We start from the raw sequence: 23,621 nt of genomic DNA on the forward strand, positions 1-23,621 counted from the left end.
CGCCGGGGCCTGCCGGGCGGCTCACCATGGGTGGGCTGCGGGCAGGAAACGGAGGTCAAACAGGAGAAAAGACAGGTGGCGGGCGCAGGCCAAGCCAGTGTCTCGTGGACCGTCCGCAGCGCACATGGTACAGCTTTGTGCGAGGCCTTCGGTTTTGCGGGCCCTTGGCGCGGCAGGCGAGCCGGGCAAAAGTCCGTTCTGGACCGCGCTTCAGAACCGGATTGCGGATCACCCGAATCGGCATTTGCGGGCGGCAACGGCATATGCAAGCCGTTATTCCTTCGACGCCAACCCGGCCGTGGCTGCCTAGCATCGCTGCATCCTGCTCTCCGAAGGTGTCGCGATGCCCGCTGCACAAACCCCTCTCGACGACGACTTCCAGCACCTGCAGGTGCGCCGCATTGCCGGCCGCATCGGCGGCGAGGTGCAGGGCCTGACGCTCACGCCCGACCTGGACGCGGCCGTGATCGCCGACATCGAGGCCGCTCTGGTGCGCCACAAGGTGCTGTTCTTCCGCGGCCAGGTCCAGCTGGACGACGAGCGGCACCAGGCCTTTGGCGCGCGCTTTGGCCGCACGGTGGCCCACCCGACCGTGCCCGCGCGCGAAGGCACCAAGCTGTTCGAGCTGGACGCCTCCAAGGGCGGCGGCCGGGCCGATTCCTGGCACACCGACGTGACTTTCGTCGAAGCCTTCCCGAAGATCTCCATCCTGCGCAATGTGGTCGCGCCAGCCTACGGCGGCGACACCGTCTGGGCCAACACCGCCGCGGCCTACCAGCATCTGCCCGAAGACCTGAAGCTGCTGGCCGACCGGCTGTGGGCGGTGCATGGCAACGACTACGACTACGGCGCGGAGCGCGCGCAGGTCGAGGAGCAGCGGCTGCGCCACCACAAGGAAGTCTTTGTCTCGGACGTCTTCGAGGCCGAGCATCCGCTGGTGCATGTGCACCCGGTCAGCGGCGAACGTGCGCTGCTGCTGGGCCACTTCCTGAAGAAGATCATCGGCTTGTCCAGCACCGAGTCGGCACGGCTGTTCGAGCTGTTCCAGAACCGCGTGACGCGGCTGGAGAACACCGTGCGCTGGCAGTGGCAGGTCGGCGACATCGCGATGTGGGACAACCGCGCGACCCAGCATTTCGCGATCAACGACTACGGCAACCAGCCGCGCCTGGTGCGCCGCGTGACGATCCACGGCGAGGCCGCGGTTTCGGTGGACGGCCGCCGCAGCCGCACCCGCATCCGCCCCGAGGCTTCGAACGACGGCCAGCTGGACGCGATGATCGCTGCCAGCCGCTGAGTCAAAACCGCAGGCTGCCCGACACGCCCGCCCACCAGGTGCGCCCTGGCGCCGGCTCGAAGAAGCGGCTGTTGCCTTCGTTGACGATCACCGAGCCGACGTAGCGGCGGGCAAACAGGTTGTCGATGCGCGCGAAACCGTCCAGCTGCCAAGCGCCGGCCGTCACGGCATAGCCAGCGTTGACCGCTGCCGTTGCATAGCCTGGCGCGGCGTCGCTGTTGGCATCGTTGACAAACACGCGGCTCACGTAGCGGGCCTCCGCGCCGCCATGCCAGCCTTGCAAAGGCGCCCAGCTCACGGCGGCAAACGCGGTGTTGCGGGCCAGGCCGGGCAGCCGGTTGCCGGCGGGGATCTGCAGCGTGGCGCTGCTGCAGGGCGTGGCGGCGCAGGTCGCAAAGCCGTCGCGGTAGCGGGCGTCCAGCGTGCTGAGCGCTACCTGCGCGCGCAGGTCGCCGAAGAAGCGTTGCGACCAGCCCAGCTCCAGCCCGCGGCGGCGCGTGGCGCCAGCGTTCTGGTAGGTCGCGCGGCCGCCCTGGTTGGTCTGCGTGACGATTTCGTTGGACGTGCCGGTGCGGAACAGCGCGGCGGTGAACTCGCCAAGTCCATCCACGCGCGCCTTCACACCTGCTTCCACGCTGCTGCTGCGCGCCGCGCCCAGGCCGAAGTTCAACCCGGTCTGGCCGCCGCTGCGGTAGGCCAGTTCGTTCAGCGTGGGCGTTTCGAAGCCGCGGCCGGCGGTGGCGTAGAAATGCAGCTGCTCGCTGGCAGCGAACATCAGGCCCAGCACCGGTAGCGTGGCCGTGTAGTTGGCGCCGCCACTGTCGTCCGGGTTGGTGCCGACGATGTAGTCGTCCCTGGATTCGAAGCGCACCCGGCTGTGGCGCAGGCCGGCGTTCAGCGTCCAGCTCGGCGCAAAGCGCCAACTGGCCTGCAGGTATTCGTCGAGGTTGTTCACGTCGTTGTGCTCGTCGCGCCGCAGCGCACCGCGCACGCCGGTCACCGTGTCGTCCCCACTGCCGGTGAAGTTCTGGTAGCCCTGGCGGTGCTCGGCCAGCGTGTCGTAGGCCAGACCGGCCACCAGGCTCAGCGGCCCGCCCAGCGCCTCGGTCTGGTGGGTCCAGCGCAGGTCGCCGCCGCGGTAGTCGCGGCTGAGTTCGATCACGCCGCCCGGGTGCAAGGGATTGGCCTGCGTGGTGACGGGAATGGACTGGAACTGCTCGGTGCCGCGGTGGCCCAGGTAGGCCATCAGTTGCAGCGTGTTGGCCGGGTCGATGCGCTGTTCGTAAGTCACACCGCCTTGCGTCTGGTTCATGCGCTTGCGCGTGTCGAAGCTGAGCGCCACCGGGTCCACACCACGCGGGTCGGCCTCGTACTGCGCCCGGGTCAGCCCCAGCGGGTCCTGCGCCCGCGGCAGCGCCACGCTGTTGAGCACCAGCGTCAGCTTGCGGTCCTGGTCCGGCTTCCAGCTCAGCTTGGCATTGCCCAGCAGCCGCTCGGTGGCGCTGTGCTCGCGGTAGCCGTCGGTCGTGAAGCGGCTGGCGCCCAGCACGTAGCCCAGCGTGCCCTCGGACCCGCTGGCCGACACGCCCACGCGCCGCGCGCCATCGCTGCCCGCACCGGCGCTGAAGCCCACGCGGGGCGGCCCGGCGCCGTCGTCGGTGAAGACGTTGATCACGCCGCCTGCCGAGTTGCCATACAGCGCCGAAAACGGCCCGCGCAGCACCTCGATGTGGCCCACCGAGCCCAGCTCCACATTGCTGATCTGCCCCTGTCCATCGGGCAGCGTGGCCGGAATGCCGTCCACATACAGCCGCACGCCGCGGATGCCGAAGGTCGAACGCGCGCCAAAGCCGCGCATCGAGATCTGCGTGTCCTGCGCGTAGTTCTGCCGGTCCCGCGCCTGCAGCCCCGGCACCGCGCCCAGGCTTTCCGACAGGTTCACCTGCGCACGGCCCAGCCGCAGGTCATCGCCCTCGATGCGATCGATGGACGCAGGCACGTCGAACGCGCGCTGCTCGGTCCGGGTCGCGGTGATGACCACCGTTTCAACCGGCGCAGCAGGCGTGGCCTCGGTCACCTGTTGCGCCAACACTGCGACCGGAGCGGTGGCCAGCAGCCAACCGGCATGTCGGGGGAAATTCGGACGCAGGGCTCCACGGCCCGCAAGCAAGTGACGAGGCATCGCGCCATTGTGCCGCTGAGTCGCTCAGCCGCCCAGCAGCGTGTCAGCCAACAGCGCATCCAGTGGTGCGAGCGAGCGTTGCACCAAGGCTGGTTGCAGCTCGGCCATGCTGGTCAGCATGCGGTCCATGAAGGCATTCAGCATGGGTCGCGCCGGCAGCCAGTCCTGCTCGCCGGCCTGGCGCTTGAGCACCAGCAGTTCGGCAACCTCGGCACGCAGGGCCGCGTCGGGCACCATCGCCTCGACCAGCGCCTCGAAAGCCATCGGCGGCGCATCGTCATGCGTCAGCACCCATTGCGCGGCCAGCAAGGGCCTCAGCACGTACAGGTATTTCTTCGCCCGCACCAGGTCACCGTGCAGGTAGTCGCGGTAGTTGCCGCGCGCCATCGCGTGGTAGTGGTGGAAGGAGCGCACCGGCTGGTAGACCGCGGCCGCCGCTGCTCGCAGCCGCTGCACGAACGCTTCGTCCTGCCGGTACACCACCGGCGAGCTCAGCCATTCGACCAGCGTCGCATTGCCCTTGGCCAGCAACTGCAGCGCCTTGCGCAAGTCCCAGCCGTTCACATCGAACACCGGCCCCGGCACCTCCTCGATCACGTCCCGCGGCTGCGCCAGCTGCAGGTAGTCGCGCACCGGCCGCGCGTAGACGAAGCGCACGTCGTAGTCCGAGTCCGGCGAAGCGAAGCCCCAGCCCCGACTGCCGGATTCGCAGGCATACAGCACCCGCACGCCATGCTCGGTTTCAACCGCGGCCAGCTTGGCCATGATCTGCTCGCGGATCAGCGGGTCGATGGGATGGGCGTAGCTTTCTGGGTCGGACAAGTTCATGGATGTCACGCGGCACGAATGTATTCAGAAGAGTATCGGATGACTTTGAAAGTGAACCTGCGGGGCAGCAGCGCGCGCAGGGCCTCGACATCGCCAGGTGCACAGGGGGGATTTCGCCAAGTGAAGCTGGCAACCGTCGAGAACGCTGCTGATGTGAATAGCCGCCGATAGTCTTCGAGGGGCGTGCGGCGTTCCCTGAAGTCCTTGAGATAGGTTTGGTTGAACTCACCAAACGCCAGATGCTTCAAGCCCGAAAAGGCTTTGGAATCAGCAAGATTGCCAATGAAATCCTCGGTTGCCAGGCCCGCATCCAAATCCAGGCGGCGCAGCGGGTGCCCAGCATGTTCAAAGAAGCTTGCATTGGGCGCCGAGGGTGCAATGAGAGCCTCAAGCGCAGGCGCTTTACAGAGCAACCGGCCAAGCGCCCCATCTTCTTCGTACCCGGTCGCGACGATCCTGTGGTTGTGGTCGCCAGGTGCGGACTGCGCGATTGAGAACAGCTTCAGTTCGGGGAACGTGGTCGAACCATCCAACAGCTCGTCCAGGCGCCAATTGCAGACGCCATTGGCGCCTTCGTCAGGTCCATTCAGGACGATCGATGCGACGCGTCCGGCGGTGCCTGGTTCTCGAAGGGCGCGGCAGAGTCTGAAGTAAGTTGCTTCCATCGGCGAGCCATGGAAGTGGACGTGCAGCCTGCCCACCTGCTCGGCAACGGACAAGCGTTCATGCAACTCAGGGTCCAGCTCGTCCTCTTTGGGACCGGCGAGCTCACTGCAGAGATGCTGGAGAAGGAGGTTGTCGTTCATGGGTTGATGTGTGCAGCAGGAAGGTCAGTCCCAAGGAGCCAGGCTGGCATTGCAAACGAACTGCGCTCAACTGGAACGCTGCCCGACTGTCGTTGGGCATATGCAAAGGCGGGGCCGTGGGGACTTCAATTGTGCCGAGGTGGCGCTGTGGGAGACTGGCCGGCGGCATGTGCCAGCAGGCTTTCCGGGAGCGGCATGATCAAACCGATTTTGATGGCAACGCTGGCAGCAGCGACGCTGGCGGGCTGCGGCAGCGCGCAGCTTGCCGTCGCGCCTCAAGTGCAAACCGTGGTGCCGGCACCTCAGCCCTACGCCGCCATCGTCGAGCGCCATCGCCTTGCGCATGGCTTCAATGGTGTGGTGCTGGTGGGGCAGGGCACGCAGGTGCTGGCGCTGGTGAGCACTGGCGTGGCCGACGCGGAAGCTGGCCTGCCGGTCACCGCGCAGACGCGCTTCGAGACCGGCTCGATGTCCAAGTGGGTCGCGGCCATCGTCGTGATGCGGCTTGTGGACCGCGGGCTGCTGTCGCTGGACGCGCCCATCACCCGCTACTTGCCGGACTACCGGCCCGACACCGGCGCGCGCCTCACGCTGCGCCACCTGATGAGCCACAGCAGCGGCGTGCCGAACGACATCGCGGCCGCGCGCAAGGCCGATCCATCGGTGGCCACGCAGGTCATGACGCAGGCCGAGGCGGTGCGCCGCTACGCCAGCGGCGACCTGGCCTTCGCGCCCGGCACCCAGTGGGACTATTCGCACTCGAACTGGCTGATCGTGCAGGCCATCGCCGAGCAGGTCGGCGGCAAGCCATACCCGCAACTGGTGCGCGACGAACTCACCGGCCCGCTGGGCTTGGAGGGCAGCGGCATCTTCTCCGGCGACTCGGCCCAGGTGCCCGGCATGGCTCGTGGCTACAGCGCCTTGAAGCCCGGGCCGCAGGCGCGCATCAATCCGATTCCCGCCTACATGGCCATGGCCGGCGGCTTCTACAGCACCGCACCGGACTTGTTGCGACTGTTGCAAGGCGTGCTCGCCGGCCCGCTGCTCAGCCCTGAAGCTCGCCGCACGCTGATGACCACCCAGATGCCCGACCAGCACTACGCCCTCGGCGGCCGCATCCGCACCGAAACCATTGCCGGCCAGCCCCGCGAAATCGCCTGGGAAGACGGTTCCAACGGCGGCTTCCGCGCCATCGCCCGCCGCGTCCTCGCCGACGGCCACAGCGTGGTCGTGCTCAACAACAGCAGCGATGACCATTTGCTGCTGGGGCAGATGGCGGATGAGTTGTTGGCGGAGAGTTATGCGGGACCTTGAGGTGGCTCAAGGGGACATGCGAGGCAAGTGTTCCAGAGACCGATCAGCAACGCCACGGGCGACGGCCTGGGGGCCGAAGCTGACGATCTGGTTGCTAAAGGCGTGGCTCAGACGATGGAGGGCGGTTCGACTCACGGCGCAGGGCAGCGCGGTTCGAGGATCCCAATCAGATCACCCCCTGGTGTTCGATGATCGCTTCAATCGGCCGTGTCCGTAACGGGCCGCTGCGGTGCCTCGCGTCAGAATAGTTGCCACCGTGTCACGCTCAGTCCAGAGCGTGACACGGTCGTCGATCGGCTGGCGTGTGAGGGCGTCGGTGTCGGGTATCTTGGTAGATACGAGCGGCTCAGCCAACCTCTGCCTGCCCGTCGACTACATGCTTCACTCGGTGGCGGCGAATCACTTTTTAACCACTTAACCGACGATCCAATGAAACGAGTGATATTGGCGAATCAAGGGGTTCGCTGGCCGCACAGATGTGCCGCGTGTGGAGGGCAAGCGGATGGCACCCTCAAGATCAGGACATCTCGGGCTACAGATGTCGCGTTGATCGCGGTTGTAATCCTTTGGTCGCGGCATCGGAGTTCCATCAGCCATCCAATCTGCGGGAAACATCGGATTTCGGGGTGGGTCGCGAGCCGGCTTTCGCAGCGTCATCCTCTCAATGTGCTTCTTGGATTCATCGCAGTGCTGCTTGCAATTGGTGCTGCAGGTGCTCTTTTTAACCTCGTCAATTCATCGCCGGGCTCACAGCGCATCACATGGCAATACGTTGCATCAGTGGCCGCGTTTCCCGCTGCCTATTGCGGCTTGTTTTTTTGGGCTCGCCGCTTCACACCTGTGAAGTTCGAGTATGCCGATGCAGCCAGACTGCGCTTTCGGTTTGCCAATGACGACTACGCAGCCGAGTTCAAGCGACTTAACCCCTCAAGCGGCAGTTCTGAGCTGTATTTTTCGCCCTGACGAAAGTTCAATCAGTGCCACTTCATGCTGCAGAGCCTCATGCCCGACGCTGCCTACAACGACGTGGGCATCAGGACCGCCATCGGCCAGTCCGCGAAAGCCTCAGGCAGCTGGATGACGGCCGAGCCGTCTTGAGGTGATGGCGCGGTCAGCGTCGCGTCCGGCAGCAAGCGGCCGGTCAGCGCGTCCTGCCAGGCGGCGGGCGGCTTGTGGCTGTTGGGCAGGACGATGTGACTGGACTGCCATAGCTCGCGCGTGAGTCGCGTCGGATCCGCGCCCGCCAGCCCACAGAGCAGCCGCGGGGCCAGCACGACGAGCGTGTCCCCGTCGAGTTGGCGGGCGAAGGCGGTGACGTGGGCGGCGGCGGGGCCTGTGACATCCAGCGGCAGATAGTGGCCGCGCTCGAACAGCAGCGGGCGGGCGTCGCGCAGCGCGAGCAGGCGCTGGGTCAGCAGCATCTTCAGGCGACCGTCGGGCAGGGTGGCGCGCATCGCGGCGGCTGCGGTGGGTGGGAGCTGGCCCTCGATGAAGGCTTCTCGGACCTGTGTCAGCAAGGCTTGCAGTGCATCGAAATCGACCGGGCGGCGGTTGTCGGGGTCGACCAGGCTGAAGTCCCAGCGTTCCTGGCCTTGGTAGATGTCCGGCACGCCAGGTGACGTGAGCTTGAGCAGCAGCTGGCTCAGGCTGTTCCAGCAGCCGAAGGCCTGCACCGGCGCGAGCCAGGCCTGGAAGTCGCTGAGGAAGGGGTTGGGCTCGAGGGTGCCCAGCAGCAGGTCCACGAAGCGCGACAGCCTGGCTTCGTAGGCTTCGTCTGGCTGCAGCCAGCTGCTGTGCTGCTTGGCTTCGCGCACGGCCTTCTGCATGTAGGCCTGCACGCGCTGGCGCAACTCGGCCAGCCCGATGTCGTCGAGCGCCGCCTCCAGCGGCCAGATGCCGACCAGCGTCTGGTACAGCAGGTACTCGTCGTTGCGCGAGATGGTGGCCTCGGCGCGTTCGGCGCGCGGGCGGTTCAGCGCGGCCCAGCGCTCGGCGGCGGCGCCCCAGCGGGCCGGCATTTCGGACAGCACGGCCAGCCGCGCGCGCACGTCTTCCGAGCGCTTGGTGTCGTGCGTGCTGGTGCCCAGCAGCGTGTGCGGATGGTGGCGAGCGCGGGCCTGGTTCGCGGCGTGGAAGGCGGCCACCGAGCTGCCGAAGTGGCGCGGGTCGCCGCCCACGTCGTTCAGCGAGACGAGGCGGTGGTAGCGGTAGAACGCGGTGTCTTCCATGGCCTTGGCCATCACCGGCGAGGTGAACTGCTGGAAGCGTGCGGCGAAGGCCAGGGCCTGCGTGCGGCGTGCCGGGTCCGGCAGCGTGGCCGCATCGAGCAGCACCTGGCGCAGGAAATCGATGGTGTTCTGTTCGGCCGTGGGGCTGTGGCGGCGCGCATCGGCACAGGCCCAGTCCAGATGTTGGCGGTCTGCATCACTGGGCGGGTTCGGGCCGATGTAGGTGCGATAGACCGGAAAGCCCGCTGCCACCGCCATCAGCGCCTGACGCAGCCCGTTGCGGGTGAAGTCGCAGTTGCGCCGGTCGGACTTGGCGATGCGGTGCAGGGCCTCGGTGAGCCACTGCAGGTCACTGGCCAGCGAGCGGGTCATCACCAGGCGCTTGGCCTCGCGCAGCGTGCGCTCGAAGTCCTGCGTCTGGCCGGTGAACTCGTCGTAGAGCTGCGTGAACGCCGCTTCGTTGCCGCTGTCCACGCTGAGCTGATGGACCTGCACGGCGAAGCGGTAGCCGGTGCCGCCGTGCACGCGCCAGTCCTCCGGCAGGTGCTCGTGCTCGGCGAGGATCTTCTCGACCGAGAGGTACAGCGCGCGCGGCGGCAGGCCTTGCTGCTGGCGCAGCTGCTGGTAGCGGCGCTGCAGGCGCTCGAAGTAGCCGCGCGGGTCGCTCAGCCCGTCCGGGTGGTCCACGCGCAAGCCGGACAGCCGGCCCTCGCCCAGCCAGCGCAGCACCAGCGCATGCGTGGCTTCGAACACGTCCTCGCGCTCCATGCGCAGCGCGGCCAGCGTGCTGATGTCGAAGAAGCGGCGGTAGTTGATCTCGTCGCCGGCCACGCGCCAGAAGGCCAGGCGCCAGGGTTGCTGCTGGATCAGCAGGTCCAGCGCGTCGAAGCTGGCGGGCTCGCCGGGCTTGCCATTGAGGCGCTGCAGCTGCTGCGAGATCCAGTTCGACAGGCCAGGGTGGCGCGCCGTGGCGCCGGCCAGCTGCTGCTGGTACAGCAGCTTCTCGCGCCGGCGGATGGCGATGCGCGCCGGCTCGCGCACGTCGCGCGGCGGGAGGCGGGCGAGGTCGTCCAGCAGGCCGGACAGCATGCTGGCGGCTGCGGCCGGCATGGCGTCGGCCGGCGGCGCGGCATGGCCCAGCACCTGCGGATAGGTGCGCGGATCCAGCGGGAAGCGGTGGTCGAAATAGGCCAGCTCGAAGCGGCCGTGCGCGGCGTCGAACTGCAGCTGCAGCTCGCCGGCTTCGAGCACCCGGCCGTAGTGGTCGCCCAGCACCGGCAGCAGCAGCTTGCCGGTCAATTCCGCGGCCTGCGGCTGCCAGTCGATGTCGAAGAACTGCGCATGGGGCGACGCGCCGCCGCATTCCAGCACATCCTGCCACCAGGCGTTTTCGGAACCCGGCACGCCCGTGAGCACGCCCATGTGGTTGGGCACGATGTCCAGCAACTGCTGCAGGCCGTGGTTGCGCAGCGCGGTGCAGAGCTGGTCGAACTCCTGCGGGCTGCCGATCTCCGGGTTCAGTTCGCCGTGGGCGATCACGTCATAGCCATGGGTGCTGCCGGCGCGCGCCTTCAGGTAGGGCGAGGCATACAGGTGGCTGACGCCCAGCGCCTTCAGGTAGGGCACGCGGCGCGCCACCTCGGTGAAGCGCATGCCGGCATGGAACTGGATGCGGTAGGTGGCGCGCGGGATCTCGGCGCTGTCCAGCGGCGGCAGCGCGAGGTCTTGCACCAGCGCTGGCGCGGCGCTGGTGGGTTGCAGCGGCCTGGCCAGGCGCAGCAGCCTGGCCACGGCCTGCCAGTGCGGGTCGTGCGCCAGTTGTTCCAGCGTCAGCGGCAGCTTCACGCGCCAGTTCGGGCGCTGGTCCTCGGTGCTGCCCGGCACGTTCACAGCCTGCAGTTGCTGCGTCACGTCTTCCCAGGCCACGCCCACCAGCTGGGTGCGGCTGCGGGCCAGCCAGGCGTAGACGGCTTCGAGCAGGCACGGGTCGTCGTCGGCCAAGTCGTTGGGCGACAGGCGCGGCGGCAGCAGGCCGGCATCGGCCAGCGCCGTGAGCAGTTGGCGGCGCTGCAGCGCGCGGCGCTGGTGCGCGGCTGCCATCAACGCGGCCGTGGGCGACAGGCCCAGCTCGGCTTGCGCCTTCAGGTCTTCGCCGCGCCACCAGGCGCGCAGCGTGGGCAGGTCGTGCGTGCCGACCACGGCCAGCGCCTGCGGCATGCCCTTGTTGGGCGGCGGCAGGCCGGTCGCATCGTCGAAATCGAAATACATCGGCCGGTATGACAGCACGCCGCCGGCCTGCAGCCGCTCGCGCAGGCCATCCGGCACATTGCCCAGGTCCTCGGCGATGACCAGGCAGCGCTGGCGCACGCTTTCAAGCGCCAGCAGGCTCAGTTGGTCGTCCAGCGGGTAGTCCACATAGCTGCCCACCGGGACCTCGCCCGTCGTGTCGGGCAGCACCCAGAACAGCCGCTGCAGCGCCATGCCGTGGTCCAGCCGCAGCGCGCCGGCGTGGCGCATGTTGGCGCGCAGCAGCGCGATGAAGCTGGCGTAGCCCTGCTGCTGCAGTTGCGCCGGCAGCGGTGGCGCCAGGCCCCAGCTTTGGCCGCCGGGGTACTGGTCTTCCGGCGGCGCGCCGATGCTGGCTGCCGTGCTGTGCAAGTCGCCTGCGGACCAGACCTCCGCCGAATCGGCCGGTGCGCCCACTGCGAGGTCGCGGTACAGGCCCAGCGGCATGCCCAGCGCGCGGGCCCGTGCAGCGGCGGCGCCGAGTTGCTGGTCCGCCAGCCACTGCAGGTACTCGGCCTGTTCGACGGCTTCGATCTGCTCTGCCGCGAATAGCGCCAGCTCGGGGCTGCCGGGCGGCGGCATCGGCGGGGCGTCCGCCTGCGCAGTCCACACCTGGTGCACCGCCAGCTGGCGCAGCGCGGCGCCGCTGCCACGCTGGAAGGCCCGGAAGGACAGCGCACGCGCGGTGGCGCGGGCCAGCTCCTGCGAGCGGAAGCGCTGGTACAGCAGGGCCAGCACCTCACGCTTGGCGGCGGCCACGCCGCGGTAGTCGACCAGCGGCGCATCGCGCAGCTGCTGCAGCCGCAGCTGGAAATCCGCCCCGCGCACCAGTTCGCGCGCGGCGCTGCAGTGCGCGAAGTCGGGCACGGCCTGCACGTCCAGGTACAGCGGGTTCAGCCAGCGCCGGCTGGTTGGGCTGTAGGGGCTGGCGCGTTCGGGTTGGCCGGGGGCGAGTGCATGCAGCGGGTTCAGGCCGACAAAGGCCGCACCTTGCGCAGCGGCCAGCGACACCGCGTGCATCAGGTCGCTGAAGTCGCCAATGCCCCAGTTGCCGGCCGAGCGCAGCGCGTAGAGCTGCAGCGTCACGCCCCACCAGCGCTCGCCTTGTGCGAGGCCGGCGGGTGCGAAGCCGCGCGGCGGGCAGACGGCGACGGTCGTCTCGCCCGCAGGCAGCCCGCGCACGCGCAGCCGGTGGTAGCCCAGCGGCAGCTCGGGCGGCAGCGCGATCAGGCCGTGGCCTGGCGTGGCGCCGGCCAGCACCACGCCGCGGAAATGCTGCCCGTCCTCGGCCAGCAGTTGCCAGCCCATGCCCACGCTGCCGGGGTGTTGCAGGCGCAGTGGCGAAGGAGCCGATTGTTGGACGACGTGCATGGCCGGCAGCACCTGGCGCGCCGCCTCGTCGGCCAAGCGCTGCCGCGTGGCCTCGGCCTGCGTGTCGTCCGCCGCGGGCAGCCCCATCGCGGCGAGCAGCGCGCGCAGTGCAGCGTCATCCAGCGGCTGGGTCTTGTGCCAGTAGTCCTGGTAGGAAGTGGCGAGTCCCGCGCGCTCGCACAGTGCCAGCAAGACTTCGCTCATGTCAGCCCCTCGTCCGCGGAGTACCGCAGACCATCCCCCGAGGGGATGCGGGCCGCCTTGGGAGCGGCCCGGCGCTCGGCCCGCCCAGTGTCTTCAAGGGTGGATGATTCATTCGGTCTCGTCATGCGCCCAGCGCCAGCGGCCGGCCCAGGGGCCGAGCAGGGTTTCGGTTTGTTCGCCCAGCGTGAAGCCGTCGCCGGCGTAGTGGTTGTCGCCCAGGGCGGCAATGGGGGGCAGCGCCAGCGGCACGGCGCCGAGGTTGGCGGCCATCAGCAGCTCGGCGCCGTCGTCGAAGCGCCAGCGCAGCAGCAGGCCCTGGCCGCCGAGCAGCTCGGCTTCGTGCGCGCCATGGCGCAACTGCAGCAGGCGCGGCGTGAGCACGCGGGCGCGCCAGGCCAGCAGGCGCTGGTGGAACAGCCACCAGGCTTGCGCGGCGGGCTGCTGCGGCACGGCGGCCGGATCCAGCCGGCAGCGGCGCAGCGTGGCTTCGTCGCAGGGGTCGGGAATGCGGGCGCGGGTGCCGGCGTCGGCAAAGGCGGAGAAGTGCGCGAACTCGCGCCGCCGGCCTTCGCGCACGATGTCCTGCAGCTCGCCCTGCCAGTCGGCGAAGTAGAGGAAAGGCGTGTCGCTGCCCCATTCCTCGCCCATGAACAGCAGCGGCACCGGTGGGCTCAGCAGCAGCAGCCCGGCGGCCAGGCGGCGGGCTGCTTCGTCCGGCACCAGCGTGGCCAGGCGCTCGCCAAAGGCGCGGTTGCCGATCTGGTCGTGGTTCTGCAGGAAGTTGACGGTGGCCGGCAGCGGCACCGGCTCGGTCGCGTCGCGCCGCGGGTTGGCAGCGCGTGCCTCCTCCGCATTCAAGTGCGGCTCGCCGACGCGCGCAAAGCCCAGCGACAGGCAGCGCGCGAGCTGGGCCAGCGGTGCGTCCTTGTATTCGGCGTAGTAGCCCTCGGTCTCGCCGGTCAGCAGCACGTGCAGCGTGTGGTGGAAGTCGCCGCTCCATTGGCCATCGTAGGCGCCGGGCTGCGGCAGGCCGGGCAGGCGGCGCGCGTCATTGCTGTCGTTCTCCAGCACCAGGTGAACCTGCCGGCCGGCGAACTGCTCGCGCACGCGCAGCGAGAGTTCTTCGAGGATGTCGGGCGAGCTGTTGTCCTTCATCGCGTGCACCGCGTCCAGCCGCAGGCCGTCGAGGCGGAATTCTTCCAGCCAGTAGAGCGCGTTGTGGATGAAGAACTCGCGCACCGGGCCGCTGTGTTCTCCGTCGAAGTTGATGGCCTTGCCCCAGGCGTTGTGGTGGCGCTCGGCGAAGAAGCCGGGCGCGTACAGCGGCAGGAAATTGCCGGAGGGGCCGAAGTGGTTGTAGACCACGTCCAGCATCACCATCAGCCCCAGCGCGTGCGCAGTGGCAACGAAACGCTTCAACGCCTCGGGCTCGCCGTAGGCCGGGTGTGGCGCATACGGCAGCACGCCGTCGTAGCCCCAGCCAAAGCGGCCGGGTGCGCTGGCCAGCGGCATCAGCTGCACGCAGCTCACGCCAAGCGACTGCAGCCGCGGCAGCTGAGCCGCGGCGCTGTCCAGCGTGCCTTCGGGCGTGAAGCAGCCGGGGTGCAGCTCGTAGCAGACGGCCTCGAACCACGGCCGGCCGCGCCACTCGGCCTCGGTGGCGGGCCAGTCGAAGGCCAGCGGGTCGCACAGCACGGAGGGCTCGAACACGCCTTGCGGGTTGCTGCGCGAGGCCGGGTCGGGCACGGCCTGCTCGCCGTCGTCCGCACGCACCAGCCACTGGTAATGGTCGCCGGCCTGGGCCTCGGGCAGCACCAGCTCGCGCCAGCCGTCGGCACTCACCGGTGCGGCCACGCGCAGCGCCGCGGCCTGGCCTTCGAAGCGCAGCGAAACCTCCAGCGGGGCCGGTGCCCAAAGCCGAAAGCGCGCGCCACCGTCCGGCAGCAGGTTCGCGCCGAACGGCATGCCGTGTTCAAACCCGAGGCGAGGCTGAGCCGCCGAACCGGGTGCCGTGTCAACTCGGGTGTCGTCTTCGATCATGCCGGCCTGCGGAAATGGCCGCGCGGCACCACCACCACACCGCTGGGACTGACGTGGAAGCGCATGCGGTCGTAGGCTTCGTCGTGGCCGATGCGCTCGCCCGGCGGGACGTGGTTGTCCTGGTCGACGATGACCCGGCGCAGCGAGGCGCCCGCGCCGATCACGCAACGGTCCATCACGATGCAATGGTCCAGCTCGGCGCCGGGCTGCAGGTGCACCGCGCGGCGCAGCGTCGCATGGTCCAGCCGCGCACCGTCGACCACGCAGCCGGAACCGACCACCGAGCGGCGGATCAGCCCGGCCTCGATCTGGGCCGACTCCGATGCATCCTGCGAGCCGTAGATCGGCCACTGCGGATTGGTCATGCGAAAGCGCGGCTGCACGCCCAGCGTGTCCAGGTGGGCTTCGAAGTAGGCGTCGATGGTGCCCACGTCGCGCCAGTAGGCGGGCTCCTCAAAGGCATGCGTGCCGGGCACCTGGTTCTCCGCGAAGTCGTAGGCCAGCAGGCGGTGGCCCTTGACCAGGCGCGGCAGCAGGTGGGTGCCGAAATCGGTTTCGCCGGCTTCTGCGCCGCGGCGCAGTTCACGCAGCAGCACCTCGGTGGAAAACAGGTAGTTGCCCATCGAGGCCAGCGCATGCGTGGGGCGCGAGGCCATGCCGCGCGTCTGCTGCGGCTTCTCGCGGAAGTCGGTGATGCGCAGTTGCGCGTCGGTCTCGACGATGCCAAAGCCGCTGCAGTGCTCGCACGGCACCGGCACGGTGGCGACCGTCACGTCGGCCCGGTTGCGCACATGGGCGTCCAGCATCTGGCGCAGGTCCATGCGGTACACGTGGTCGGCACCGAACACGGCCACGTGATCCGGCGCGGCCTCTTCGATCAGGCGGATGTTCTGCCACACCGCGTCAGAGGTGCCCAGGTAGCCGTGTTCGCTGGTCGGTGCTGGCGGCACCAGGTTGACGAAGTGCGGCGGCAGGTAAGGCGCCGAGCTCCACGCCTGGCGCACATGCTCGACCAGCGACTGCGCCTGGTACTGCACCAGCAGGTGCACCGAAGTCAGCCCGGAGTTCAGCAGGTTGCTGAGCACGAAATCCACCAGCCTGTGCTTGCCGTTGAATGGCACCGCCGGCTTGCAGCGCTGATGTGTCAGCGCATGCAAGCGCGTGCCCTGGCCGCCAGCCAGGACAATGCCCAAGGTCTTGTGTATCGATGCCATGTCGCTCCCCGCGAGGGCCGTTGAAAGAAAGAGGGTTTCAACGGAGACGGCAATCGGCATGCCGTTACAAGGGCTGTGCCAGCCGGGGCGCCGTCAGCCTTCGGGCAGCGATGCAGGGGCGGATTTGCCGCCCAGCGCGCGTTGCGCCAGCAGGTAGGTCGCGGCATTCCAGCTCTGGCCCAGCATGCCCATCGGTGCCAGCGTCTGGCCGTGCAGCCATTCGGTGAAGCGCCAGTCGTCCATGCGGTTGACCTCGGCCAGGCGGACCAATGCGTCGCGTGCTGCAGAGGCCTGGCCGAGCTTGGCCAGTGCCATGACCCAGAAGCCGCCGACGAAGGGCCAGATGCCGCCGTTGTGGTACTGGTGCGGGTGGTTCTGCTGGTGGCGGCCCATGTAGGCGCGCCAGAGTTCGTCGTCTTCGGCAATCGGCGTGGTGACCACCCGAACCGGGTGCGGATCGGCCACGCCGGCCTGCTGCAGCGCGCGCAGGATTTGCTGCGCCATCGGCCGGTTGGCCAGGCCGTACAACACGGCCAGCAGGTTGCCGAACACGTCGCCCTCGTCACCGGCAAACGAGAGGTTCACGAAGCTGAGGTACAGCTCGGGGTGCCGGCGCTCGCGCCGGGCGTAGTGGCTCAGCAGCCGGGCGCGGCGGTAGTCCGGCAGGTCGCCCTGCTGAGGGTGGAACAGGTGGTTGAAGTGGTAGCGGGTTTCACTCTGTTGCGGCAATCCGTACAGCGTCTTGACCTGGAACCACAGCGCGTTGGTGTACAGCACGAAACCCGAGCGCGGCATGATGTCGGCCCAGTCGCTGGCCTCGTTCTGCTGCAGCAGGAAAAAGCGCTGGTGCTCCTGGGCCTGCAGCCACTGGATGGCGAGTGCGACCTGCGGCGCCCAGGCCTCGGTCTCGTGTGCCAGCGGGCTGGTTTGTCGCACATGCTGCAGCGCGATCAGCCACCACAGCGTGGCGTCGATGCAGCCGAGGTACCAGAAGTCGGCGTCCCGGCCTTCCGGGTCCACGTACTTCGGGATCTGCCCGTTGGGCGCCTGGAACTGCACCAGCGAGGCCAGGCTGTCCACAGCGGCGCGCTCCAGCGCCGGCAGGCCGCTGCCGGCCATGGCCAGCACGCAGATGGCGGCGTCCCGGCCGAAGATGCGGGTGTAGCTGCGCGCCTCGGCCGCGGCGGTGCGGCTGGCCGCCAGCACGCCTTGCGGCGACAGATTGCGTTCCAGCAGTTGCCACGAGCGGCGAGTGCCTTCATCGATCAGTGCGTGGCCGGTGAGCGGCGGGGACGGGCTGGTCGTGAGCAACACGGGGGCGGTCCTTTCGTTGAGCGGCCTGTCAGCCGGCCGAAGCTTGTTCGACCAGGCCCAGCATGCCTTGCAAAGGGATGCAGGCCCAGTCGGGCCGATGGTCCAGCTCGTAGCGCAGTTCGTAGAAGGCTTTCTCCAGCTCGTACAGCCCGAGCAGGCCCTGGCCGGGCAGCAGCGCATGGTCGTACAGGGCCAGGCCGCCGGCCGAGGTGCTGGAGCGGGCCGCTTCATCGTAGCCGGCCAGGAAGGCGGTGCGGGCTTCGCTTTCCCATTGTTGCGAGAGCGGCGCCAGTTGGGCCATGTGTTCGCTGGTGGTGGCTGCGGCGCGCAACGCGGCCAGGCGGGCGTAGCTGAACGAGCGCAGCATGCCGGCCACGTCGCGCAGCGGCGAGTCCTTGGCCCGGCGCTCGTCCACGCTGCGGCCGGGCTCGCCTTCGAGGTCGGTGATGACGAAGTCGTCCTTGGTCAGCAGCACCTGGGCCAGGTGGTAGTCGCCGTGGTAGCGGGTCTTCCATGCTGCGGGCGGCTGGGTGGCATGGGCCGTGAGGCGCTCCAGCAGGTGCTCGCGCAGCGCCAGCACGCCGGCCACCTCGTTGCCGCAGGCGCCGGTGAGTTCGCCCTGGCGCGCCTGCAGCTTGTCCAGCACGGCTTCGCCTTCGGCGGCCAGGCGCTGCACATGGGCCTGCAGGTCCGTGGCGGTCAGTGGCTCGGGGTCGAAGGCCGGGTCGCCGGTCGGTTTGGCCAGGGCCTGGTGCAGCTCGGCCGTGCGCTGGCCCAGCGTGCGGATCAGCGCCAGGTAGCCGGCGTGGCCTTGCGGCGGCTCGCCGCTGGCCATGCACAGCTCCAGGTAGCGCTGCAGGTAGTGGGTGCTGTAGGCCCAGCCGTCGCCCTGGTTGACGACATAGGCCTGCAGGCAGGCCAGCGTGGTGCAGCGGCCTTCGCTGTCCACATGCTCCAGCGTGCCGGCCAGCGGCACGCAGTTCGGGAACTGCGCCACCTCGGTCAGGAAGCGGCCCATCTCGACTTCCGGGTTCTGCCCGGCGCGCGCGCGGCGGTAGCCCTTGAGGAACAGCCTGTCGCCCAGCGTGACGATGGTGTTGCTGGTCTGCGCCTTCACGCGGGTGACGGCCAGACTGCCGACTTCCTCGCCGCCCAGTTCGGCAAAGGCGCGCGTGGCGCGGAAGCGGAACTCGCCCACTTCGCCGGCCGCGTCCAGCCCGGCGCCCATGGCCGCAACGACGGCGCGGCAGAAGCCTTCGTCGGCATAGGCGTCTGCCATCACGCCGACGCGGCCTTGCTGGCGCACACGGGCGATGGCGGCGGGTGACAGCTGGCGCCAGCGGTCTTCGTCGCCACCATCTTCCCAGGCCAGCGACAGCGGCACGAAGTAGCGCGGCGGTTCGGCTGCGGTGGCCGGCTGCGCGGCACTTTCCACCGTGACCAGCGGCAGCAGCCAGCGCTCGCCGCGCGCCACCAGGGCGGCCACGCCGTCCGCCGGGCCAGGCGCCCAGACGCAGCGTTCGGCGAGCTTCGCGCTGGCAATGGCCTCGCCATGCGCGGCGTACCAGCGCTGGCCTTCGATGTAGCGCGGCAGCGTGTCATTCTCCAGCCGCGCGCGGATCTTCTGGGCCAGGCCGGTGCGCGAGGGCAGCACCTGCTCCGGGAACAGGCTGCGCCAGCCATCGAACATCACCAGCAGCGGCCGGTCGTCCGACAGCGGGGTGGTGTGCCAGGCGGGCACCGGTGCGTTCTCGGCCAGGCGGAACCAGAAGAAGCCGTAGGCCGGCAGCGTCAGCAGGTAGGGCAGGTCCGAGACGGGCGGGAACGGCGTGCGGCCTATCATCTCCACCAGCACGCGGCCGCGGTACTTCGCGAGGTCCAGCTCCACCGGCTGCGCGCTGCGCGCCAGGTTGGCCACGCACAGGATGGTCTCGCCTTCGTACTCGCGCAGGTAGGCCAGCACCTTGCGGTTGCCCGGCGTGAGGAAGACCAGCTCGCCGCGGCCGAAGGCGCGGGTGCTCTGGCGCACGCTGAGCAGGCGGCGCATCCAGTTCAGCAGCGAGGAAGGGTCGCGCGTCTGCGACTCGACGTTGACCGCCTGGTAGCCGTAGATGGCGTCCATGATGGGCGGCAGGTACAGGCGCTGCGGGTCGGCGCGGCTGAAGCCGGCGTTGCGGTCCGGGCTCCACTGCATGGGCGTGCGCACGCCGTTGCGGTCGCCCACGTAGACGTTGTCGCCCATGCCCAGCTCGTCGCCGTAGTAGATGATGGGCGAGCCGCGCATCGACAGCAGCAGGCTGTTCATCAGCTTGATGCGCTCCTGGTCGTTGTCCAGCAGCGGCGCCAGGCGGCGGCGGATGCCGACGTTGATGCGCGCCCGCGGGTCGGCCGCGTAGGTGCTGTACATGTAGTCGCGTTCCTTGCTGGTCACCATCTCCAGCGTCAGCTCGTCGTGGTTGCGCAGGAAGATGGCCCACTGGCAGCTGTCGGGGATGTCCGGCGTCTGCTGCATGATCTCGACCACCGGGAAGCGGTCTTCCTGCGCGATGGCCATGTACATGCGCGGCATCAGCGGGAAGTGATAGGCCGCGTGGCATTCGTCGCCGTCGCCGAAGTATTCGCGCACGTCTTCGGGCCACTGGTTGGCCTCGGCCAGCAGGAAGCGGCCGGGGTAGTCGCGGTCGATCGCCGCGCGCAGCTGCTTGATGATGGCGTGCGTCTCGGGCAGGTTCTCGCTGGCGCTGCCTTCGCGCTCGACCAGGTAGGGAATCGCGTCCAGCCGGAAGCCGTCCACGCCCAGGTCCAGCCAGAAGCGCATGATCTTCAGGATGGCTTCCAGCACGGCCGGGTTGTCGAAGTTCAGGTCCGGCTGGTGGCTGAAGAAGCGGTGCCAGAAATACGCGCCGGCCACCGGGTCCCAGGTCCAGTTGGAGGTCTCGGTGTCGGTGAAGATGATGCGCGTGCCGAGGTACTTCTGGTTGGTCTCGCTCCAGACGTAGAACTCCCGCTCGGGCGAGCCGGGCGGCGCACGGCGCGCGGCCTGGAACCAGGGGTGCTGGTCCGAGGTGTGGTTGATGACCAGCTCGGTGATGACTTTCAGGTCCCTCTTGTGGGCCTCGGCCAGCATCAGCTTGAAGTCGTCCAGCGTGCCGTATTGCGGGTGCACGTCGGTGTAGTAGGCGATGTCGTAGCCGTCGTCGCGCAGCGGCGAGGGGTAGAAGGGCATCAGCCACAGCGTGTTGACACCCAGCTCCTTCACGTAGTCCAGCCGGCTGGCCAGGCCGAGGAAGTCGCCCACGCCGTCTTCGTTGGAGTCGACGAAGGCCTTGACGTTGAGCTGGTAGACGACCGCGTCCTTGTACCAAAGCGCCGGATCGGTCGGCACCGGGGTGATGGCGCCAGCGTCCAGCGTGGCGGTGCCGGCCGGGACCAGCGCGGGCTGGGCCGTTTGCTGCAGGTCCGGGGTGTCGAGCTTGGGGGTCAGCGGGGCGTTCATGCGAAGTCCTTGAAGTCCAGCTCGTTGCGCGGATGCGGGCGGACATGGAACACATGGGCCGGTGTGCGCGCCGGGTCCAGGATCACGAAGTTGTGCGGCCCTTGCCACAGGAAGTGCTGGTCGTTGAGCAGGTCGTCGACACGGAACGGCCTGTCCGCGGCCAGCTGCATTGCCGCCAGGTCCAGGTCCACCCAGCCGACCTGGATCTGCTGCGGGTCCAGGTTCAACACCACCAGCATCAGGTCGCGCCGGGCGTGGTCGTGCTTGGACCAGACGAGCAGCTTGTCGTTGTCGCTGGCGTGGAAGTGCAGGCCGGCGTTGTCCTGCAGCGCGGGGTGCTCGCGGCGCAGGCGGTTGAGCCTTGCGATCAGGTTGCGCAGGCTGTCCGGTGCGTCGAGCTGCCAGTGGCGCAGCTGGTATTTCTCGGAGTCCAGGTACTCTTCGCTGCCGGGTTTTGCGGGGCGGTTCTCCAGCAGCTCGTAGGCCGGGCCGTAGAGGCCGTAGCTGGCGGCCAGCAGGCTGGCCAGCACCAGCCGCAGCGAGAACATCGCGCGGTTGGCGCCGTGCAGCTGCTCGCTGAGGATGTCCGGCGTGTTGGGCCACACGTTGGGCCGGAAATAGTGGCGGCCGGGGCCTTGCGAGAGCTCGGTGAAGTAGTCGGTCAGCTCCTGCCGGCTGTGGCGCCAGGTGAAGTAGGTGTACGACTGCGTGAAGCCCAGCTTGGCCAGCCGGTGCATCACCTTGGGCCGGGTGAAGGCCTCGGCCAGGAAGATCAGCTCAGGCCGCGCCTGGCGCAGCTCGGCGATCACCCATTCCCAGAAGGCAAACGACTTGGTGTGCGGGTTGTCGACGCGGAAGATCGTCACGCCTTGCGCAATCCAATGCTCGAACACGCTTTTGAGCGCCTGCCACAGGCCGCGCCAGTCCTGGCACTCGAAGTCGAAGGGGTAGATGTCCTGGTACTTCTTGGGCGGGTTCTCTGCGTATTGCACGCTGCCGTCCGGCCGGTGGCGGAACCAGTCCGGGTGTTCGGCGACCCACGGATGGTCCGGTGCGCACTGGAAGGCGATGTCCATCGCCAGGTCGATGCCGCGTTCCTTGGCGGCGTTCACCAGCCGGCGGAAGTCGTCCGCCGTGCCCAGGGCCGGCAGGATGTCCAGGTGCCCGCCTTCGGCCGCGCCGATGGCCCAGGGGCTGCCCACGTCGCCGGCCTCGGCCTGCAGCGTGTTGTTGCGCCCCTTGCGCCGCTCGCGGCCGATCGGGTGGATGGGCGGCAGGTACAGCACGTTGAAGCCCATCTCGGCGATGTAGGGCAGGCGGGCTTCGACGTCGGCAAACGTGCCGTGCCGGCCCGGCTCGGGCGAGGCCGAGCGCGGGAACAGCTCGTACCAGCTGCTGTAGCGGGCGCGCAGCCGGTCGGCCACCAGCGGCAGCGGTTCGGCCGGGTGCACGAGCTGCAGCGAACGGTCGGGGTGGCGGTCGGCCAGCTGGGCCAGCGTGGCATCCAGCGCCAGGGCCTTCAGCGCGACCGGGTCACTGGGCGCGGCGCCGCCGGCCTGCAGCGCCTGCGCGCTGGCGAGCAAGGGCGCCACGTCCGGCCCCGGGCCGGCGCGCTCGGCTGCGTCGGCCAGCAGCCGGGCGCCGACGCGGGCCGCGGCCTGGATGTCTTCCGGCTCCACGCGCCGGGCCAGCTCGCGGCGCCAGGACTGCAGCGCGTCCACCCAGGCGGCCACGCGGTACCGGTAGCGGCCCGGTGCGGGCGGCACGAAGCAGGCGGTCCACTCGTCGTTGCCGGCGGCGCTCATTTCCACTTCGCGCCAGGCGCTGCCGTCGTCCTGCCGTTCGGGCCGCCATTGCAGCCTGGCGCGCACCTGGTCGTGCCCGTCAGTGAAGACGTGGGCGCTGACCTCGAAGGGCTCGCCGGCCACGCATTTGGCAGCAAAGCGGCCGTGGTCGATGCTCGGTTGCACCGCGGCGATGACCACGCGTACGCGGCCATCGGCCGGAAGTTCAGGGCCAGCAAGGAAACGGGTCTCGGCGGCAACATCGGACATGCCGCCGGTGTCGGCAATCGGCATGCCGATGCGTCCCCGGCGGCCGGTGCCGCGCCGCAGGGCAGGGCAGGGCAGGGCTCAGGCGCTCACGGCACCGAAGGTGCTGGCCGCACGGGCAGCGTGGATCGCCGGCATCCTGCCGCCTGTGTTGGCACGCTTGGGCGGGTCCTGTTTCAAGACACCCCGTGCCAGCAGGCAGCGCATCAGCGAGGTGGACACGCTCGCCACGCCTGGCCCCGCGTCGTCCACCCAGCGCAGCAGCATGCGGCGCTGGTTTCGCTCCAGCGTGCAGGGGCCGGCGGGGATCAGCAGCATTTCCTCACCCGCGCGCTCTTCCAGCCCCAGGCTGCAGGTGAGCAGGGCCTTGGTGCTGGGTGGCCGGCGGGTGCGTTGGGCCGGCGCGAGAGCGAGGGCGGGCGTCTGCAACACGACAGGGGCGAGGGCGGACAGGTCGATCATCACGGGGCACTTTCCTGCCCGCAGCGCTTGGGCATGACATGGACAACAGGGCCTGCTGCCCGAAAACCTCGGGGTTGCAAGCCACCGAGTCCGCCCTGGCAATCGGCGTGCCGACGGCCGCGCCGGCCCACGCCTCCGGCGCAGGCTGGCGCGGCATTCATCAGCGTTGCTGATCGTCAGAGCCGGGCTGGCGCTTGTCACCTTGCTGGTTGGCATTGTTCTGGTTGCGCTGTTGCGGGTCCTTGGGGTTTTGCTGGCCCTGCTGGCCCTGGGTGCCGCTGCGTTGCTGCTGTTGCTGCTGCGGGTCCAGCGGGCGTTTCTGGCCGCTGCCCTGGCCTTGCTGGCTGGCTTCCTGCTGCTTTTGCTGCGCTTCGTTGGGGCGGTTTTGTTGACTCATCATGGTCTCCTTGGACGATGGCTTCGATACAAACGCCGACGGTGTGCCGACGCCACCTCCGCGGCAATCACCGTGCCCAGGCGGCCCTCTGCAGGTAGGCCGGCGGGGCCCCGCGCCGCGCGATGCAGAAA

General features: G+C 69.0%; 13 protein-coding genes and 1 pseudogene. 3 read left to right on the forward strand and 11 right to left on the reverse strand.

The genetic code is table 11. The features are described 5' to 3' along the window. Nucleotides 1–343 precede the first annotated feature (343 nt). Nucleotides 344–1,297 carry a TauD/TfdA dioxygenase family protein gene (locus LRH25_RS02830; RefSeq protein ID WP_141289655.1) on the forward strand — a complete coding sequence of 318 codons (954 nt, stop codon included), beginning with the start codon at nt 344–346 and terminating at the stop codon, nt 1,295–1,297. Between the two features lies 1 nt (nt 1,298). Here the strand turns inward: LRH25_RS02830 and LRH25_RS02835 are convergent, their stop codons facing one another. The 3 genes from LRH25_RS02835 to LRH25_RS02845 are packed head-to-tail and all read right to left on the reverse strand — an operon-like array spanning nt 1,299 to nt 5,113. Continuing rightward, a complete protein-coding gene (locus LRH25_RS02835; protein WP_375142150.1) occupies nt 1,299–3,479 on the reverse strand; it encodes a TonB-dependent receptor family protein in 2,181 nt (726 codons plus the stop codon). A 24-nt stretch (nt 3,480–3,503) separates the two neighbouring features. After that, nucleotides 3,504–4,307, reverse strand: coding sequence for a nucleotidyltransferase domain-containing protein (locus tag LRH25_RS02840; protein WP_141289466.1), 804 nt, complete (start codon nt 4,305–4,307; stop codon nt 3,504–3,506). A gap of 5 nt (nt 4,308–4,312) precedes the next feature. Further along, a complete protein-coding gene (locus LRH25_RS02845; RefSeq protein WP_141289465.1) occupies nt 4,313–5,113 on the reverse strand; it encodes a hypothetical protein in 801 nt (266 codons plus the stop codon). A gap of 195 nt (nt 5,114–5,308) precedes the next feature. Here LRH25_RS02845 and LRH25_RS02850 point away from each other — a divergent pair, with 195 nt between their 5' ends. Together LRH25_RS02850 and LRH25_RS02855 are read left to right on the forward strand one after the other, a co-directional pair. After that, nucleotides 5,309–6,427 carry a serine hydrolase domain-containing protein gene (locus LRH25_RS02850; protein ID WP_211361484.1) on the forward strand — a complete coding sequence of 373 codons (1,119 nt, stop codon included), beginning with the start codon at nt 5,309–5,311 and terminating at the stop codon, nt 6,425–6,427. A gap of 687 nt (nt 6,428–7,114) precedes the next feature. Further along, nucleotides 7,115–7,390, forward strand: coding sequence for a hypothetical protein (locus LRH25_RS02855; RefSeq protein ID WP_141289464.1), 276 nt, complete (start codon nt 7,115–7,117; stop codon nt 7,388–7,390). 53 nt (nt 7,391–7,443) lie between these two features. Here LRH25_RS02855 and treY read toward each other — a convergent pair whose 3' ends face one another. The 8 genes and pseudogenes from treY to LRH25_RS02895 form a co-directional block, all read right to left on the reverse strand. Beyond that, nucleotides 7,444–12,516 (reverse strand): malto-oligosyltrehalose synthase, encoded by a 5,073-nt coding sequence (gene treY, locus LRH25_RS02860; RefSeq protein ID WP_231010133.1) that lies wholly within the window; start codon nt 12,514–12,516, stop codon nt 7,444–7,446. A 108-nt stretch (nt 12,517–12,624) separates the two neighbouring features. After that, nucleotides 12,625–14,481 (reverse strand): malto-oligosyltrehalose trehalohydrolase, encoded by a 1,857-nt coding sequence (gene treZ / locus LRH25_RS02865; RefSeq protein ID WP_375142151.1) that lies wholly within the window; start codon nt 14,479–14,481, stop codon nt 12,625–12,627. After that, nucleotides 14,481–15,770, reverse strand: a pseudogene (locus tag LRH25_RS02870) (glucose-1-phosphate adenylyltransferase); the annotation flags it as partial. The gene treZ and the pseudogene LRH25_RS02870, both read right to left, overlap by 1 nt. Nucleotides 15,771–15,863: 93 nt before the next feature. After that, nucleotides 15,864–17,084, reverse strand: a complete 1,221-nt coding sequence (locus tag LRH25_RS02875) for an amylo-alpha-1,6-glucosidase (RefSeq protein ID WP_231010135.1) — start codon at nt 17,082–17,084, stop codon at nt 15,864–15,866. Between the two features lie 28 nt (nt 17,085–17,112). Beyond that, nucleotides 17,113–20,580 (reverse strand): maltose alpha-D-glucosyltransferase, encoded by a 3,468-nt coding sequence (treS, locus tag LRH25_RS02880; RefSeq protein WP_231010136.1) that lies wholly within the window; start codon nt 20,578–20,580, stop codon nt 17,113–17,115. Further along, nucleotides 20,577–22,658, reverse strand: a complete 2,082-nt coding sequence (locus LRH25_RS02885; RefSeq protein WP_231010137.1) for an alpha-1,4-glucan--maltose-1-phosphate maltosyltransferase — start codon at nt 22,656–22,658, stop codon at nt 20,577–20,579. The genes treS and LRH25_RS02885 overlap by 4 nt, the downstream gene beginning before the upstream one ends. A gap of 54 nt (nt 22,659–22,712) precedes the next feature. Further along, a complete protein-coding gene (locus LRH25_RS02890; RefSeq protein WP_141289755.1) occupies nt 22,713–23,093 on the reverse strand; it encodes a hypothetical protein in 381 nt (126 codons plus the stop codon). A gap of 160 nt (nt 23,094–23,253) precedes the next feature. Then, a complete protein-coding gene (locus tag LRH25_RS02895; RefSeq protein WP_141289754.1) occupies nt 23,254–23,490 on the reverse strand; it encodes a hypothetical protein in 237 nt (78 codons plus the stop codon). Nucleotides 23,491–23,621 lie beyond the last annotated feature (131 nt).

It is taken from the genome of Ideonella azotifigens, assembly GCF_021043325.1.
Classification (GTDB): Bacteria; Pseudomonadota; Gammaproteobacteria; order Burkholderiales; family Burkholderiaceae_C; genus Ideonella; species Ideonella azotifigens.